Source organism: Chitinophagaceae bacterium C216, assembly GCA_028485475.2.
In the GTDB taxonomy this organism is placed as follows: Bacteria; Bacteroidota; Bacteroidia; order Chitinophagales; family Chitinophagaceae; genus Niabella; species Niabella composti.
Genome location: CP144143.1, coordinates 2,497,750 through 2,515,074, shown reverse-complemented (window position 1 = coordinate 2,515,074; position 17,325 = coordinate 2,497,750). Strand labels below are relative to the sequence as shown.

The following is a 17,325-nucleotide window of genomic DNA, read 5'->3' as shown; positions in this document are numbered from 1 at the left end:
TCTACTAAGCTGTAGTAAGTACCGGCTTTCTTCTTTCGCCTATTTGCTGACGCCACATAGCATAATAGAGCCCTTTTTTCTCCAGAAGTTCAGTGTGATTACCGGTCTCTGCTATTTCTCCACGTTCCAGTACATAAATGCGGTCGGCATGCATAATGGTGGAAAGCCGATGTGCAATCAATACTGTTATCTGATTGCCTTTTGAGGATACTTCGCGGATGGTTTGTGTAATTTCTTCTTCAGTGATGGAGTCCAGTGCCGATGTAGCTTCATCGAATATGAGCATATGCGGATCGCGTAGCAGCGCTCGGGCAATGGCAATGCGTTGTTTTTCGCCTCCACTGAGCTTCAATCCCCCTTCGCCTATAACTGTTTCAATACCGTTTTCTGCTCTTTGTAAAATAGATGTCGCACTGGCTTTTTGTAAAGCATCGAATAACTGCTTGTCTGTAGCGGTGGGATTTACAAAAAGCAGATTTTCTTTAATGGTTCCGGCAAACAGTTGTGTGTCTTGCGTCACGAAGCCTATTTGACTACGCAATTCATCAAAGTTCATCTCGTTGCCGTCAATATTGTTGTAAAATATTTTCCCTTCTTTAGGGCGATAAAGTCCTACGAGGAGCTTTACAAGCGTACTTTTACCACTACCGCTTGGACCCACGAAGGCGACGGTTTCGCCTTTTTTCACTTCAAAGGAAATATTATTAAGAGCCTTAAATTGTGCCGTCTGATGTTGGAAAGAAACTTCGCTAAACTCCAGTTTGTGTATTTTGCCGATATGTTTAGGGGTAAGTGGTTTGGGTTCGGCTTCTTTCTGCATGAGAGTATGAAAGTTTTGCAGGGAGGCTTCGGCTTCCCTATAGGAAAGAATGATATTGCCAATTTCCTGCATTGGTCCAAAAAGGAAGAACCCGTAGAATGTAAGTGATAAGTATTGTCCGGGGCTAATAGAGCCTTTAAATATCAGCCACAGCAAGGTAAATGTAATGACCTGTTGCAGAAAATTAACCATAGTGCCCTGGATAAAACTAAGCGCACGTACACTTTTTACTTTTCGAAGTTCTAATCCCAGTATTTTGAAGGTGTTATTATTTAGTCTTGAAATTTCCTGATCGGTCAGCCCTAAGCTTTTGACGATTTCGATATTACGCAGACTTTCTGTGGTGGCACCCGCCAGCGCAGTGGTTTGTTGCGTAATATTTCTTTGAATGAATTTGATTTTTTTACTAAGCAAACTGGTTACAACAGCTATCAGTAAAATGCCCACCGCATACACGGGCATGATGCTCCAGTGCAACTGAAACGCATAGATGGAAACGAATACAACACTTACAATAATGATGAAAAATACGTTGATGAAATTACTAATGAACTTTTCTGTATCCAGTCGCACTTTAGTAAGAATGGATAATGTTTCACCACTGCGCTGGTCTTCAAAGTCTTGGTAAGGCAAACGCATGGAATGTTTTAAACCATCCGTAAAAATAGTAGCACCGAACTTTTGTATGATGACGTTTACGGAATAATCCTGAAATGCTTTTGCGATACGACTTACCATGGCGGTACCAATGAGCAATAAAAGATAAAACAATACGCCATGGTAGCCATTGCCACCAAAAATATATTGCGTTTCGGTACGAGGGATGGTTTGCCCTTTGTCGAAATAATGTGGATGTGTGGCAAACAAATCTAGTAGCTTACCACCAATCATAGGAGAAAATAGGGAGAAGACCTGATTAATGGCTGCCAGAAACAAAGCTAATACCACCAGCCATCGATAAGGTTTGAGATAGTGTAGAAGAATGCGCATATTGTTTTTCTTAGCTTGGGTAAATGCCGCAGGAAAACGACATTGTGTTTTTAAGAACAAAGAAATGCATGAATTGTTGCAGCACAACATTGTCAAATACAATAAATCCTTAAAATTCAGCAAGCCATTATGCAATTCAAGGTTATCCTGCCCAATTTTCTCTGTCCAAACTTCTGAACTGAATCGCTTCGGCTAAATGTTCCGGTTTTATTTTTTCGCTACCTTCTAGATCGGCTATGGTGCGCGATACTTTCAAGATGCGGTCATAGGCACGGGCCGAAAGGTTGAGTTTTTCCATTGCAGACTTCAATAACATTTGTCCTACGTTATCGATTGCGCATATTTCTCGAAGCATTTTGCTGGTCATCTGTGCATTAGCATATATGCTAGGAAAAGCTTTATACCTTTCGGATTGCACGGCTCTAGCATTTATTACGCGTTCCCGAATCATTGCTGAGCTTTCATCCTTACGAAAAGTAGAAAGTTCGCTAAACGGAACAGGTGTTACTTCTACGTGCAAATCGATACGGTCCAACAGAGGACCTGATATTTTATTGAGGTATTTCTGCACTGCTCCCGGGGGGCAGGTGCATTTTCTTTCGGGATGGTTGTAAAAGCCGCAAGGGCAGGGGTTCATGGACGCAATAAGCATAAAGTTGGCAGGAAAGTCCACCGCTACTTTTGCTCTAGATATGGTTACTTTCCGTTCTTCCATGGGCTGGCGCATCACTTCCAGTACGGTGCGTTTAAACTCAGGTAGCTCATCCAGAAACAATACCCCGTTATGGGCTAAGGAAATTTCGCCCGGTTGCGGCAAAGTTCCGCCCCCCACCAAAGCCACATCCGATATCGTATGATGGGGGTTTCTGAATGGACGTCGGGAAATCAATGTAGCGTTTTCGGGTAATTTACCTGCTACTGAATGAATTTTAGTGGTTTCCAACGCTTCGTGAAGGGTCAAAGGAGGGAGGATGGTAGGCAAACGTTTGGCGAGCATGGTTTTCCCCGCTCCCGGAGGTCCGATAAGGATCGCATTATGACCTCCTGCAGCTGCTATTTCCAGTGCACGTTTAATATTTTCCTGACCTTTTACATCTGCAAAATCAATATCAAACTCGTATTGCGAAGTGAAAAACTCATCGCGTGTATTGATGGCGATAGATTCAAGTCCTTTTTCTCCGTTTTCGAAGAAATTAATAACTTCTTTGATATGCTGTACTCCATATACCTGCAAATTATTGACCATTCCTGCCTCACGGGCATTCACTTTGGGTACAATCAATCCCTTAAACGCCTGTTTGCGAGCCTGTATCGCTATAGGCAATGCGCCTTTGATGGGGCGAATGGCGCCGTCCAGGCTCAGTTCACCCATAATGACGTATTGGCTTAGGCTCTCGGTGTTGGAAATTTGTTCTGAGGCTGCCAAGATACCAAGGGCAATAGGTAGGTCAAATGCCGTACCGCTTTTTTTAATATCAGCAGGCGCTAGGTTTACCACTACCTTGGTGCGAGGCATTGCATAGCCATTAGTCTTGATGGTGCTTTCCACACGTTGCAGGCTTTCCTTCACTGCATTGTCCGGTAGGCCGACAATGGATGGATCCTTGCCACTATTCATCCAGTTTACCTCTACAGTAATAGGAATAGCATCCACGCCATACACAGCGCTTCCATTAATCTTCACTAACATAGTTGAAGATAAAAGTAAAAATTATTTTGAATATCTGGCAAGAAGCACCGGTGTGTGAATGACTATAGTAGGTATTATTTTTTCCCGATTACATCAAGATGCACTTTTACATCATCACCCATAGTCATGCTATTACCCCCAATGCCATAGTCTTTGCGGTTTACTATAAAATCACCTATAAACTGATAGCCCGCCTCCACAGGAGTTGCAGTGAAGTCAAATTGAATGTTTTTGGATACTCCGTGCATGGTAAGTGCAGCTTTGGCTGTATATTGGTGGTTCCCTTTGGCCAATAGCTCCGTAGTTTTAAGCGCGATTAAGGGAAATTTTTCAGCATCAAAGAAATCAGGTTGTTTCAGGTGATTGTCTCTTCGGGTATTATTGGTATTGATAGTATTTACATCTACAGTAACATCAAAAAAACTTGACTTTAATTTTTTGGGGTCGAATTTCATAGTGCCTTTTAATCCTTTCAAAGATCCTGTTACATCAGCACCCATATTTTTGATAGTAAATGAGATTTTACTGTCGGCATCGGACGGTGTTAAGTTTTGAGCCGTAGCAGCATACGATAATAGCGTTAAAAGTGCAATGGTTACGAAATTTCTCAGCATAACAAATGTCTTTAGTAAGGTCAGTTTGGTCATTTTACGTCTCTTAATATTGACTTGTATTGAGCATTACCAGCGTGCAGGCCTCCACGGGTTGGATACCTGCCCGTTTGGCTTTGAGTAGTAAGTTATAGTTTTCTGCTCCAGGATTAAAGATAATACGTTTGGGTTTTAGAGAGATAATATAATCTTCGAATTCTTTCTGATTCTGTTCGTTCATATAAATCGTAACTGTGTCAACATTTGGAATATCCGCTTTTTTTTCTAGAATTTCTACATCGGTTACTTTACCTTTTCTACGTCCGATAGCTACTACTTCATGTCCGTGTGCTCTTAATCTTTTAATGGCCATATTGCTGTAACGCGAAGGATTTTCAGATGCTCCCAGCACTAAGGTTTTTTTATTCATGAGTGGGATTTTTGATGATTGAAAGATTGGAGATTATGTATTCATACGAATGAGCTATCCTCTAATTTTCTTTAAATTTAACAATATTCGTTGTCTTTTGGTTGAATTAACTAAAAATAAAAGCCACAATAGAATATTGTGGCTTTTGAATTTATTATAATGAATTAAGATTCACTTAAACGAGCATTCTCAAAGGCTCTTCCAGTAGACTCTTCAGTGTTTGCAGGAATGCAGCTCCGCTGGCCCCATCTACTACACGGTGGTCACAGCTCAGTGTTACCTTCATTACATTGCCCGGAACAATGGTTCCGTTTTTCACTACCGGTACTTGAGAAATGCCTCCTACAGCCAGAATACAAGCATCCGGAGGATTGATTATGGCGGTAAACTCATCTACACCAAACATTCCTAAGTTAGAAATGGTAAAGGTGTTGCCCTCCCAGTCGGATGGTTGGAGCTTTTTATCCTTGGCCTTTTTCGCATATTCTTTTACTTCGGCGGCAATTTGGGAGAGGGATTTGGTATCGGCATTGCGTACCACTGGTACCAATAAACCTTCATCAACAGCCACAGCTACACCTATATTTACATGCTTATTTACTCTGATGGTATCACCTAACCAGCTACTATTTATTACCGGGTGTTGCTTCAGGGCTATAGCGCACGCTTTGATTACCAAATCATTGAAGGATATTTTAACCGGACTGGTTTCATTGAGTTTGGCGCGGCTTGCTACTGCCGCATCCATGTCAATACTCATGGTTATATAGAAGTGCGGTGCACTGAATTTGCTTTCAGACAAGCGTTTTGCGATTACTTTGCGCATTTGCGATACCGGCTTGTCTTCGAAAGCTACCTGCGCTGCAGGTGTGCCTGCTGATTGTGTAGCTGGAGCTGCAGCTGCTGTAGCTACATAATTATCAATATCAGCTTTAACGATTCTTCCGTTATCTCCAGAACCTTGAACTTTACTTAGGTCTATACCTCTTTCTGCGGCCAGCTTTCTCGCCAAAGGAGAGGCTTTAATGCGGCCATCAGTTGATGCTTCAGCAGGTGCTGATGAAGCTGCCGGAGTGCTGGTTTCCTGCGGTTGAGCTTTAGCCTCTTCTTTAGGCGCAGCAGTGGCGCCACCTCCTTTTACGGCTGCAACTATTTCATCTACATTTACCTTACCTTCTTCCCCTATTATACAAAGCAAATCGTTTACCTGAATTTTTTCGCCGGCTTTAGCTCCCTGATATAACAGTTTACCACTTTTGTAGCTTTCCAGCTCCATAGTAGCCTTGTCTGTTTCAATTTCAGCGAGCAAATCACCTTTTTTCACATCGTCGCCTACATTTTTCGCCCAGCTGGCAATGACGCCTTCAGTCATCGTGTCGCTCAGACGAGGCATCAGCACCACTTCTTCCATCTTTGAAACATCAATGGAAGTAGCTTTGGGCGCAGCTTGAGCTTGTTCTTTAGGAGCGGCCGGAGCCTCTTCTTTTTTATCTTCTTTCGGTGCAGGTTTATCACCGCTTTTGCCATTAATTAGCGCCGAAATATCTTCTCCAGGTTCTCCCACAATTACCAATAAGTCATCTACCTGTAATTTCCCGCCTTTTTCAGCTCCCAGATAGAGGATGGTTCCGTCCTTATAACTTTCGAGCTCCATGGTGGCTTTATCCGTTTCTATTTCAGCCAACAAGTCGCCTTTTTTAACACTATCTCCCACTTTCTTATGCCATGCAGCAATAACCCCCTCAGTCATTGTGTCACTCAAACGGGGCATTAATATTTTTTCAGCCATGTATCTTGAATATTTCGCCCGAAATTAGTGAATTATGAGTAAAGTTGAAAAGTTAAAAAAACGGAATGTGCTAAAAAGCACTAGAATGCAGTTCTAGACGCTGTTCTAGCGTGATCTAGGAACTGTTTATTCGTGAATGACTAATGAATGTTTAGGGGAAAATTTATCTATCCAGCTCCAGTTTTAATTTCTCTTTAAGCTGCTGCACCAGAGGGTATTTGGCAACTAGTTTTTGATATTGTTCTGTAGCGGATAAAACTCGGGGCAAATCTTCCACCTTGGGCTGACGTGTAGGGTCAATAGCATTAAAAATCTGTAGTTGCGAGTTTTGTAATGCTTTTTTAAGAAATTCCGCAGCTTCGCTCTTGGTTACTTCTACAAAACGATTTTCCAGTGGATTGGAAGTATAAACGTAGAAGGAGTTAGCATCGGCAATTTTGATTTCAGCTAATTCAAAACTTTGTGCAGCCGGATTGCGCTTTTCTTTTAATTGTTGAATGAATTTTTTCCAAGCTTCCTGCAAGGCAGCTTCTTCCAGTGGTTTATCTTCTCGGGTATCCTGTGTTTGATAAAACTGTTTTCTGAGTTTTTCAATACTACTGAATTTAAGACCAGCTTTCGGTGCGTTTGTTTGTTGAGTCGCAGTATGGGCCGCCATAATTTCGGAAGAAGGCTTATCTGCGGCCACCGATGTTGCAGTTTTAGGAGCAGTTTTTGCCTTAGGTTCTTCTGCAATGGTGAGTCGGGCTCCGGCAGTCTCGGATGGAGTATCACCAGTAGGATTAGGAGTCTTTTTAGATTGCACCGGCTTTATAGCCATCGGCTGTATCTGTCTGTAGGGGATGGCACCGGTATGCTCAGCTATTTTTTTTTTACTCACTCCGCTGTCGTCCAGCGAAAATTGCAATGCCTGCTGCAGATAACATAATTTAATAAAGGTGAGTTCTACATGCAGTTTTTTGTTTTTCGAAGCCCGATAATTGATTTCAGCCTCTGTGAGGATATTGAGCGCACTAATAAGCAGTGAAGCCGGAATTTGCTTAGCAGTAGTAATATATCGTTCTTTAAAGCTTTCTACTGTATCCAATAAAGACACTACTTTTTCATCCTTGCTAACAAGCAGGTTGCGGATAAAGGCAGCCATACCATTTAGGATCAAGTCGCCTTCAAAACCTTTGCGATTAATGTCATCCAATAAAAGCATGGTGCTGCTGAGGTCTTGCTGCAGCATATAGTCCATAAGTTTGAAGTAGTAGTCTTCATCTAAGATATTCAGATGCTCCAAGGTGCTGGCATAGGTGAGTTCGCCATGACTAAAACTCACAATTTTGTCCATAATACTCAGCGCATCCCGCATACACCCCTCGCTTTTCTGGGCTATTAACTGTAGCGACGCTGTATCAGTCTTTACACCTTCTTTTTCACAAATACTTTGAAGATGTTCTACCGTGTCATTAGTAGTAATTCGCTTGAAGTCGAATATCTGACAGCGGCTTAATATGGTAGGAAGAATTTTATGTTTTTCAGTGGTGGCCAATATAAATATGGCGTAGGAGGGGGGCTCCTCTAAAGTTTTCAGAAAAGCATTGAAGGCCGAGGAACTTAACATGTGCACCTCGTCTATGATATATACTTTATACTTTCCTGCTTGAGGTGCAAAGCGCACTTGCTCTACCAGTGTGCGGATATCATCTACCGAGTTGTTACTGGCGGCATCCAGCTCATGGATATTTAAGGAAGATCCCTGATTGAACGAGACGCAGGAGCTGCACTCATTACAAGCTTCTCCGTCTGGAGTAGGAGACTCACAATTAATGGTTTTGGCCAATATACGTGCACAGGTAGTTTTACCCACACCTCGAGGCCCGCAAAACAGAAAAGCATGCGCTAACTGATTTTGCTTTATAGCATTCTTGAGGGTGGTAGTAATGTGCTGCTGTCCTACTACCGAATCGAAATTCTGAGGTCTGTATTTCCTTGCTGAAACTATAAATTTCTCCATGAACGAAACTTCGCGACAAATGTAACATAAATGAACAATGAATTGTTCTACTTTAGCAATATGTGGAAAATTGATGATTAAAAATTTACCTGATAAGAATCATTTCCACAGAGGGAGTACGGGACAGATTGCTGAATGTATATTTTGAATCTGGATAATAAAAATTACATTTTCTCCAAATGTGAGACAACGATTGCGCAATGCTTTAGTATACTTCACCTACAATTATTATATAATGGGTTTTATGAAATCTAATTGTTATGTACGCTGCCTACTGGCTTTGTTAATGCTATGCCTGGGAAATGTACTTAGTGCCCAGCAGCCTAAATCTCCGCCCAATATTTTATTTATAATGGCTGATGATTTGTCTGCTATCGATATAGAACCCTACGGGAGTCGACAGGTACGTACGCCCAACCTTATGAGACTGGCTCAAGAAGGGATGTGCTTGGATAATATGTACAATATAGTTCCTATGTGTTCTCCTACACGTCAGACGTTACTTACGGGACTGGGGCCAGTGCGCAATGGAGCTTATCCTAATCACAGTCAGATATACGATGGCATCAAAACATTACCGGTTTATATGAAGGAGTTGGGATATCGAGTAGCCCTCATAGGAAAAAAGCATTTTAATCCGCTGAGTGCTTATCCTTTCGACTTTTTAGGTGGTCGTGATCATGATAACGGTAAGGGTATTGACGTAGACTTGAGCAAGGCAGAAGCATATATTCAACAATCAGGAGAGCAGCCGTTTTTTTTAATGTTTACCAGCAATCAGCCGCATGGGCCTTGGACTAGAGGTGATGTGTCTCTGTACGATGAATCGAAGATAGAAGTGCCACCCCATATGGTAGATACCGAAGCCACACGAAAACAGATGGTAAGTTATTTTGCAGAAATCACTTATTTGGATAGTCTGGTAGGGTATTGCTTGGATATGATTGAACGTAACGGCAAAAAGGATAATACCATTGTGATTTTTACATCCGAGCAGGGTAATTCTTTTCCTTTTGCTAAATGGACTTTATACGATCAAGGGCTAAGGTCGGCCTTTATTGTAAGATGGCCTGGAGTGGTACCGGCGGGATCTCGCAACGACGCTTTGATGCAGTATACCGATGTACTTCCTACGCTCATCGATATGGCTGGTGGGAATCCGGCTACTGTGCATACCGGATCTACTGATGCTTTGGGTAATACAGGGTTCGACGGTCAAAGTTTTAAAGAAGTGCTTACCGGCAGTCGCAAGACTTTTAGAGATTATGTATATGGTGTACAAACTACAAGAGGTATCATTGATGGAAGTGATGCATATGCTTGCCGTTCTATCAGAAGCAATCAGTATTTGTACATATGGAATTTACATCATCAAGGTCGTTTTTTAAATGTTGTGACAAAGTCGGCATTATTTAAAAGCTGGGTTAAAAAGGATTCCGTGAGAGCTATGCAGTATGTTGAAAGACCTGAGGAAGAGTTATATGATTTAGAAAAAGATCCCTGGCAATTGCATAATCTGGCTAAAAGTGCAAAGTATAAAACAGTGAAAAAAGAATTGAGAGCAAATCTAGAAGCATTTATGCAGCAGCAAGGGGACAAAGGTGGGGAAACCGAGATGCAAGCTTTAACTAGACAACCGCACTAAGAATCTGCAAGTTTTTTTCAAATAAATACACAAAATGAAGAGATATTATATATTACTTGCTTTGTTTATCGGAGCCGTCTATTATGCGCAGGCTAAAGAACCTCCTCGTAAAGATAAACGTCCCAATATCATATTGATTATGGCAGATGATATGGGATATTCCGACCTAGGTTGTTATGGAGGAGAGATTCAAACACCTAATGTGGATAACATTGCTCGAAGTGGCATCCGCTTCACACAATTTTATAATATATCGCGTTGTTGTCCCACCCGAGCCTCTTTGCTTACTGGTTTGTATAACCATGATGCGGGTATCGGTCAGATGACCGGAAAGCGCGATGATAAGGCTTATAAAGGACATATTGGTAAAGATGCTGTTACGATTGCGGAAGTACTTAAGACAGCAGGTTATAGAACGGCCATGAGCGGCAAATGGCATGTTTCGAATACGATTACGCGACCTACCCCCGAAGAGCAGCTGAAATGGTTGAGCCATCAGGTGCAGTATCCGCTGTTCTCACCTATTGATCAATATCCCACCAGTAGAGGTTTTGAGAAGTTTTACGGAACCATCTGGGGCGTCATTGATTTCTTTGATCCTTTTAGTCTGGTAGAAGGTACAACACCTATTACTTCTGTGCCGGAAGGCTATTATCATACCGATGCGATAAATGATAAGGCCGTGGAGTATATTAAAGAGTTTGCTCAGGGAGAGCAACCGTTCTTTTTATATGTAGCTCATAATGCACCTCATTGGCCCTTACACGCTTTACCGGAGGATATCGAAAAATATAAGGATACGTATACCAAAGGGTGGGATGCTATTAGAGAACAGCGTTATCAACGTATGATAAAGATGGGAATTATTGATCCCCAAGTTACTAAATTGTCACCCCGTCATCCCGGAGAAATGCGGTGGGAAGATAATCCGCATAAAGAATGGGATGCTCGCGCAATGGCTGTACATGCGGCAATGATTGACCGCATGGATCAGGGGATAGGACGTATCATTCAGGCATTGAAAGAAACCGGACATTATGAAAACACTATTCTTATTTTTTTAAGTGATAATGGTGCAAGTCCTGAATTGTGTGAGCGTTACGGTCCGGGTTTTGATCGTCCCGGCTCCACAAGAGCGGGTAAGCCTATAGCTTACAATACAGATAAATCGGTATTGCCAGGTCCGCAAACAACTTTCTTTTCCATAGGGCCCGACTGGGCAAATGTAGCTAATACGCCTTATCGTATGTGGAAAGCGCAATCTGCCGAAGGGGGAATTCGTACGCCCATGATTATTTCATGGCCGGCTGTAATTAAAAACAAAGGGGCAATCAATCATCAGCTGGTTGGTCATGTAATGGATTTTATGCCTACTTTGATAGAAGTAGCGGAGGCACAATATCCGGAGGAGTATAACGGTCATAAAATACAACCGCTTGCAGGTAAAAGTTTTGCGGCTGTGTTGAAAGGTGGATCACAATCCGGGCATCAAACGTTATTCAACGAACATGAAGGAGCTCGTTATGTGAGACATAAAGGCTGGAAATTGGTACTGCTCAAGGGACAAAAGGAGTGGAGTTTGTATGATATTATTAATGATCCTGCGGAAATTAATGATTTGGCAGCACAACATCCTGATAAAGTAAAGGAACTCGAAGCCATGTGGAATAAGTGGGCGCGGGAACATCATGTGCTTCCTAAACCTAATAATAAATAAGTGTGAAGGCCATGGCTATGGAACCCGTAGCTATATTCTTATGCTATAAAGGTTTTGGGCCATTTTCTCCAGCTTGATGGATACAACCGTAGATCACGGGTTATTGGGAGTATTATGAGTTTCGGATCAGACAGAAGCGTGTAAATGCACAAGTATTTAGGTATGTCCTTAGACATAGAATACTTGTGATATCGTTAATTAGAATAAATTTGCAGGGGCTAATACCTCCTGCAAATTTTTTATGGGATATATCCGGGAATATTATGAAAGAATGGTGCCGCTACAGGAGTCTGAATGGGCGATTATTGCTGCTCATTTTAGGCGAAAACGATTCAAAAAGCATCAAATAATTACCCGGCAAGGTGAGGTAGAACAGTATCTTACATTTATTGAAAAAGGTATTGTGCGTTTTTATATTCCGGATGATGAGAATGAATTGACATTCAATTTCTGCTTTGAGAAGGAATTTGCCTGTGCCTATGACTCCTTTTTAACGCGTACACCCTCTGAGTATGCAATGCAGGCACTGACCGAAACGCTTGCGTGGCAAATATCCTATAGCGATTTACAAAAGATATATGTGCAAACTCGGGTGGGTAATTGCTTGGGGCGCCTGGCAGCTGAAAAGTTATTACTAGTAAAAAGCAAGCGCGAACTATCCTTGCTGAAACTTAGTGGCAAAGAGCGTTACATGCAATTGTTGAATGAGCAACCAGAAATTTTGCAATCTGTACCGTTGAAATATGTAGCATCTTATATTGGTATTACTCCGCAGGGTTTGAGTCGTATTCGTCGGCAGATTTATTAACATATGTTCATTTTTTATCCCGTTTATTTCGGGCATTTTTGTACTAAAATTATAATATGACTCGGGCTATTTTAGCTTATGGACACAGTATTTTACAACAGCCTTGTGAGGATATTGATCGCCATTATCCCGATTTAGACAAGCTGATACCTGATATGTGGGATACGATGGAACGTGCCAATGGTTGTGGATTGGCTGCTCCTCAGATTGGGCTTCCTATCAGGCTTTTTATTGTGGATAGTAAAACCACCTTTGAATATCTGGACGAGGAAGAAAGAAAGCACTACTATTCAGCGGAGGATGAGGGTATTAGGGAAACCTTTATCAACGCCCGAATCACCGAGCGTTCTACGGAAGAATGGATAGACGAAGAAGGTTGTCTGAGTATTCCCGGTGTGTTACAACCGGTACAACGACCATGGTCTGTGACTGTATCCTATTACAACGCGGAATTTGAATTGCATACAAAAACTTTCAGTGGACTTACCGCGCGTATGATTCAGCACGAGTATGATCATACCGAAGGCGTCTTGTTTTTAGATTATTTGAACCCTTTAAAACGAAAACTGCTGGAGGGGAAACTTAAAAAGGTTCAGAAAGGACAGATATATTCCCGTTATCCTATGCGTTTTGTACGATAGGGTTCTAATCTCTACAAACATTCATCTGCTAGATAAAGAATCGATTCATAATTCTGCTTTACGGCTTCACTCATGGCTATTTCACAGGTCTTGGTAGATGAATAATAGCCCTCATATACTGTTTCACAAACTTCCTTTGCCTCGGCTGCTGTAGCTGATGCAGTGAGTTCAGGGAAAAGAAAGCCTCTATCTCCAGCCATGCCACAACAACCTGCATGCTTCGGCACTGTTACTGCATGAGCAAAAGCCTTAGCTACATTTTCCAGCTTGTGTTCGATGCCCATTTTTTCAAGGGCACACACTGGATGTAGTACTACTTTATTCTTTTTACTGTGAACGGAAACTTTCGGTAATACATAATCATGCAGATAATCCACACTATCGATGATATGTAATTGATCGTAACACTGTTGGTTTTCTTCAGACAGAGCTGGACGTAGATGATGTAAAGTATATGTACAAGAGCTAACATCCATCACTACAGGATATTTTCCTTGTTCTGTATCGCGCCATAGATGTTCCACAATTTTATTGGCGGTATACTTGTAGGCCGGGTAAAATCCTTTAGATGAAAATATCTGCCCGCAACAGGTACCAGATATGTTTTGGAGTACCTTTACATTCATGCCTGCTTTCTTTGAAACACTCATAAAGGTTTCCATGATGTTCTTTTTGCCTTTTTCACCACGTCCCAATACTCTAGAAATACAGGCCGGAAAATAAACTATAGTAGGTGCATCTATATGTGTGATGGCAGGGGTAGATAAAGATTTTAGACTAGGTGGTATACCTAAATGAGTTGACCATTGCGGTATATCGGGTATTAATTTTTTTAGTGCTGCAGTAAGGGGCTTTAATACCTTTTTGCCGGTGAGGGTATCCAAACTTCCGCCTGCATATAATGCAGCGCGTACCGTTTTTTCTACCCAGCCAAAATTTTTGGCTACCCATAATGCACGCTTATTGATAGATGCTGAGTGGTTTTCTCTTCTTAGTCTTTTAATTAAGTCGCCTGTATTAATATCCACGGGACAAGCTCCTGCACATAATCCGTCTACTGCACAGGTGTCCATACCATGGTATTGATATTCTTTTAGGAGCTGATTGTATGCTGTTTTATCACGATGTTGTAATTGAGCCAGGGCTCTTCGTGCTACAATTCTGCGTCGCGGCGTCATAGTGAGATCGCGGCTCGGACAGCGATGTTCGCAGTAGCCACACTCAATACATTTATCCACCTCTTCCTCTACAGAAGGTAAGGGCTTTAGATTTTTAATGTGAGCTTCTTTATCGGCATTGATAATGACGCCTGGGTTTAATAGATTGTACGGGTCGGCAGCTTCTTTAATACGCTTCATGATGGCATAGGCTTCACCTCCCCATTCTGTTTCGACAAAGGGAGCCATGTTTCTACCCGTACCGTGCTCTGCCTTCAATGTGCCATTGTATTTTTTTACTACCAGCTCTACTACATCATTCAGGAAGTTCTGATAGCGTTTTACTTCATCCGTTGTGTCGAAAGCCTGAGTTACGACAAAGTGAATATTGCCATCTTTGGCATGACCAAAAATGATGGCATTATCATAGTTGTATTCTCTGAACAACTTTTGTAGATCCAGAATGGCATCGCCCAATAGATGTAAAGGAAACGCTACATCTTCTAGAATCACTGTCGTTCCACTAGCTCTTACAGCACCTACAGCTGGAAACAAACCTTTACGAATTTTCCAATAGAATGCTCGCTGTGCAGGATCTTCCGTGAATACAGGTTCGTTGAGTAGTGAAAACTCGCCAATACGATTCATGAAGGTGGCTACACGTTCATTCAGCCGACTTTGTTCTTGCTCCTGAAACTCGATGAGCAGCGCTGCAGTAGGTTCAGGCAGTTCTTTAATCAACGGATCAATACCTTTTACATTTTCGACAGAACGTAACGATGCTCTGTCCATCAGTTCTACCATTTCTGCACCCGTTTCGATAAGCGGTGCAATAGCCTTACATGCTGCATAAATATCGGTGAAGTATAAAAGTGCTGTAGATTTATAGGGTAGGTCGGGGATGGTGTGCATTACAGCTTCAGAGATGAAGGCCAAGGTGCCCTCTGCGCCAATCAACAGATGCGCAAAAATATCCAAGGGATGCTCATAATCCACCAATGCATTTAGAGAATAACCGACCGTGTTTTTTGTCTGGTATTTTGAACGGATTTTATGGAGCAATGTTTCATTGCTCAGCACTATATTTCTTAAACTAGTTAGCTCATCGGCCAATGTTTTGTTATGCGTAAGAAAACGATGATAGTCCTCTGCGTTTTCGGTGGAGTAGACATTACCATCCGGCAAAATAAATCTTATATATTTAGTAGTGTGATAAGAGTTGAATCGTACGCCACAGCACATGCCGCTAGAGTTATTCGACAAGATGCCACCCATCATCGCCACTGAAATACTAGAAGGGTCCGGACCGATTTTGCAAGAATATGGTCTCAGGTAGGCATTAACCATTGCACCGGTTATGCCTGGTTGTACACGTACTTGCGAGGCGTTTTGCTCAATATTGATCTTATTCCAGAAGCGGCTCAAATCTACCAAAATGCCATCGGTAATGCTTTGCCCGGAAAGACTACTGCCGCCGGTGCGGAATACAATAGGTATTTGATGAGTATGGGAGAAAGCGAATAGTTGTTTAATTTCTTCTTCGTTTACCGGCTGCACTACAGCTTTCGGAATAAGCTGATAGAAACCGGCGTCGGAAGCATAAGTAATAACATCAATGAGCTTTGTCTTAATTCTTTCATCGGGAAGTATTGCATTAAGAAGTTGCCGGAGTTCCATCTTCTGTAAATATTAATTGCGGACGTAAAGGTATGTTTTTACATTGAGAAGTGTGTGTGGAATTTCAAGGTATAATCGTCTCTGACAGAAGTGTCTATTAGGGAATATGCCTGTAAAGCGGTACAAGCAAAAAGCCAATGTGCTGAAAAATCTGTACGTTTGAATGTGTTTACGATTGATGATATATCTCAATATGGAATTGTTTCAGATTATAAATAGAGTTATGAAAGTGAAATTATTGATCATTTGTTCGATTGTTTGTATGTTGTTCACACCTGTTCTTCTATTTGCTCAGCAAAATAGGTGGAAGCAGGGAATTTTGGTAGATGAATTCATTTTTGATAAGGCGCCTTTCCCTCAATCTCATGCCGCCACTATAGCTGAAACTGAAGAAGGAATTGTAGCTGCTTGGTTTGGTGGAACCAAAGAAGGGCATAGTGATGTGTGCATTTGGCTGAGTCATCTAAAAGATGGAAAGTGGACAGCGCCAGTTATGGTTGCTGATGGGGTTTTAAACGACTCTACACGTTATGCCTGTTACAATCCTGTTTTGTATTATACACCGCAAAAAGAATTATTGTTATTTTATAAAATAGGACCGAATGTCGCAGGTTGGACGGGTTGGCTGAAGCGTTCAAAAGATAACGGACATACTTGGAGTGAGCGCGAGCCACTACCTGATGGCTTTTTAGGTCCCATTAAAAATAAACCCGAATTGGTGAATGGGGTATTAATTTGTCCTTCCAGTACAGAGAAGAATGGATGGAAGGTGCATTTTGAATATACTTCGGATTGGGGAAAAACATGGTCTAAATCGCAACCGATTAATGAGCCGGAAAAATTCATGGCTATTCAACCCTCTATTTTAAAATATTCAAATGGACAACTACAGGCTATTGGACGTACTAGAAATACCGTGATATTTCAAACTTGGAGCAATGATGGTGGAAAAACATGGTCCGAAATGTCTGCCCTAGATTTGCCTAATAATAACTCCGGAACAGATGCGGTGACATTGCATGATGGCCGTCAGTTGCTCGTGTACAATCATGTACTTCCTGATTCCAGTTGGGTAAAAGGTAAAGGGCCACGTACACCACTGAATGTAGCCTTATCCCAGGATGGTAAAAAATGGTATGCAGCATTAGTATTGGAAGATTCTCCCATTAGTCAGTATTCTTATCCATCCGTTATACAAAGTAAAGATGGAATGGTGCATATTGTTTATACTTGGCGAAGAGAAAAAATCAAGTACGTAAAGATTGATCCTTCTAAATTGATATTAACTGAAATTAAAAACAAACAGTGGCCAGGTAAGATTACTGCCAAGGGGGTTGTGACAGATGATTGATGCATCTAGCGTGCTCTT

The 17,325-nt window shown here is 41.7% G+C and carries 12 protein-coding genes; 5 read left to right on the top strand and 7 right to left on the bottom strand.

Annotated features, from left to right (window positions below):
• Positions 1-4 precede the first annotated feature (4 nt).
• From PIECOFPK_RS10660 to PIECOFPK_RS10635, 6 genes are all read right to left on the bottom strand, one after another.
• Positions 5-1,810 carry an ABC transporter ATP-binding protein gene (locus PIECOFPK_RS10660; protein ID WP_330975230.1) on the bottom strand — a complete coding sequence of 602 codons (1,806 nt, stop codon included), beginning with the start codon at positions 1,808-1,810 and terminating at the stop codon, positions 5-7.
• Between the two features lie 142 nt (positions 1,811-1,952).
• Positions 1,953-3,500, bottom strand: coding sequence for a YifB family Mg chelatase-like AAA ATPase (locus PIECOFPK_RS10655; RefSeq protein ID WP_409965847.1), 1,548 nt, complete (start codon positions 3,498-3,500; stop codon positions 1,953-1,955).
• Positions 3,501-3,574: 74 nt separating this feature from the next.
• Entirely contained in the window at positions 3,575-4,114 is a 540-nt protein-coding gene (locus tag PIECOFPK_RS10650; RefSeq protein ID WP_409965846.1) for a YceI family protein, read from the bottom strand.
• A gap of 43 nt (positions 4,115-4,157) precedes the next feature.
• Positions 4,158-4,520 carry a CoA-binding protein gene (locus PIECOFPK_RS10645; protein ID WP_409965845.1) on the bottom strand — a complete coding sequence of 121 codons (363 nt, stop codon included), beginning with the start codon at positions 4,518-4,520 and terminating at the stop codon, positions 4,158-4,160.
• Between the two features lie 175 nt (positions 4,521-4,695).
• Positions 4,696-6,309, bottom strand: coding sequence for a pyruvate dehydrogenase complex dihydrolipoamide acetyltransferase (locus tag PIECOFPK_RS10640; RefSeq protein WP_409965844.1), 1,614 nt, complete (start codon positions 6,307-6,309; stop codon positions 4,696-4,698).
• A gap of 163 nt (positions 6,310-6,472) precedes the next feature.
• Positions 6,473-8,311, bottom strand: a complete 1,839-nt coding sequence (locus PIECOFPK_RS10635; protein ID WP_409965843.1) for a DNA polymerase III subunit gamma/tau — start codon at positions 8,309-8,311, stop codon at positions 6,473-6,475.
• A gap of 244 nt (positions 8,312-8,555) precedes the next feature.
• On the opposite strand from PIECOFPK_RS10635, the gene PIECOFPK_RS10630 reads away from it, so the two are divergent.
• The 4 genes from PIECOFPK_RS10630 to def all read left to right on the top strand — a co-directional run bounded on the left by PIECOFPK_RS10630 (position 8,556) and on the right by def (position 13,122).
• Positions 8,556-9,956, top strand: a complete 1,401-nt coding sequence (locus PIECOFPK_RS10630; RefSeq protein WP_330975236.1) for a sulfatase — start codon at positions 8,556-8,558, stop codon at positions 9,954-9,956.
• Positions 9,957-9,990: 34 nt separating this feature from the next.
• The gene (locus tag PIECOFPK_RS10625) at positions 9,991-11,673 is read left to right on the top strand and encodes an arylsulfatase (protein WP_330975237.1); all 1,683 of its coding nucleotides are present in this window, start codon (positions 9,991-9,993) and stop codon (positions 11,671-11,673) included.
• 241 nt (positions 11,674-11,914) lie between these two features.
• Positions 11,915-12,481, top strand: coding sequence for a Crp/Fnr family transcriptional regulator (locus PIECOFPK_RS10620; protein WP_409965842.1), 567 nt, complete (start codon positions 11,915-11,917; stop codon positions 12,479-12,481).
• 56 nt (positions 12,482-12,537) lie between these two features.
• Positions 12,538-13,122 carry a peptide deformylase gene (def, locus tag PIECOFPK_RS10615; RefSeq protein ID WP_409965841.1) on the top strand — a complete coding sequence of 195 codons (585 nt, stop codon included), beginning with the start codon at positions 12,538-12,540 and terminating at the stop codon, positions 13,120-13,122.
• Positions 13,123-13,133: 11 nt separating this feature from the next.
• On the opposite strand, the gene PIECOFPK_RS10610 is transcribed toward def, so the two are convergent.
• Positions 13,134-15,956 carry an FAD-binding and (Fe-S)-binding domain-containing protein gene (locus PIECOFPK_RS10610; protein ID WP_409965840.1) on the bottom strand — a complete coding sequence of 941 codons (2,823 nt, stop codon included), beginning with the start codon at positions 15,954-15,956 and terminating at the stop codon, positions 13,134-13,136.
• Between the two features lie 223 nt (positions 15,957-16,179).
• Here PIECOFPK_RS10610 and PIECOFPK_RS10605 point away from each other — a divergent pair, with 223 nt between their 5' ends.
• Complete coding sequence (locus PIECOFPK_RS10605) at positions 16,180-17,307, top strand: sialidase family protein (RefSeq protein WP_409965839.1); 1,128 nt, start codon at positions 16,180-16,182, stop codon at positions 17,305-17,307.
• Positions 17,308-17,325: the final 18 nt, after the last annotated feature.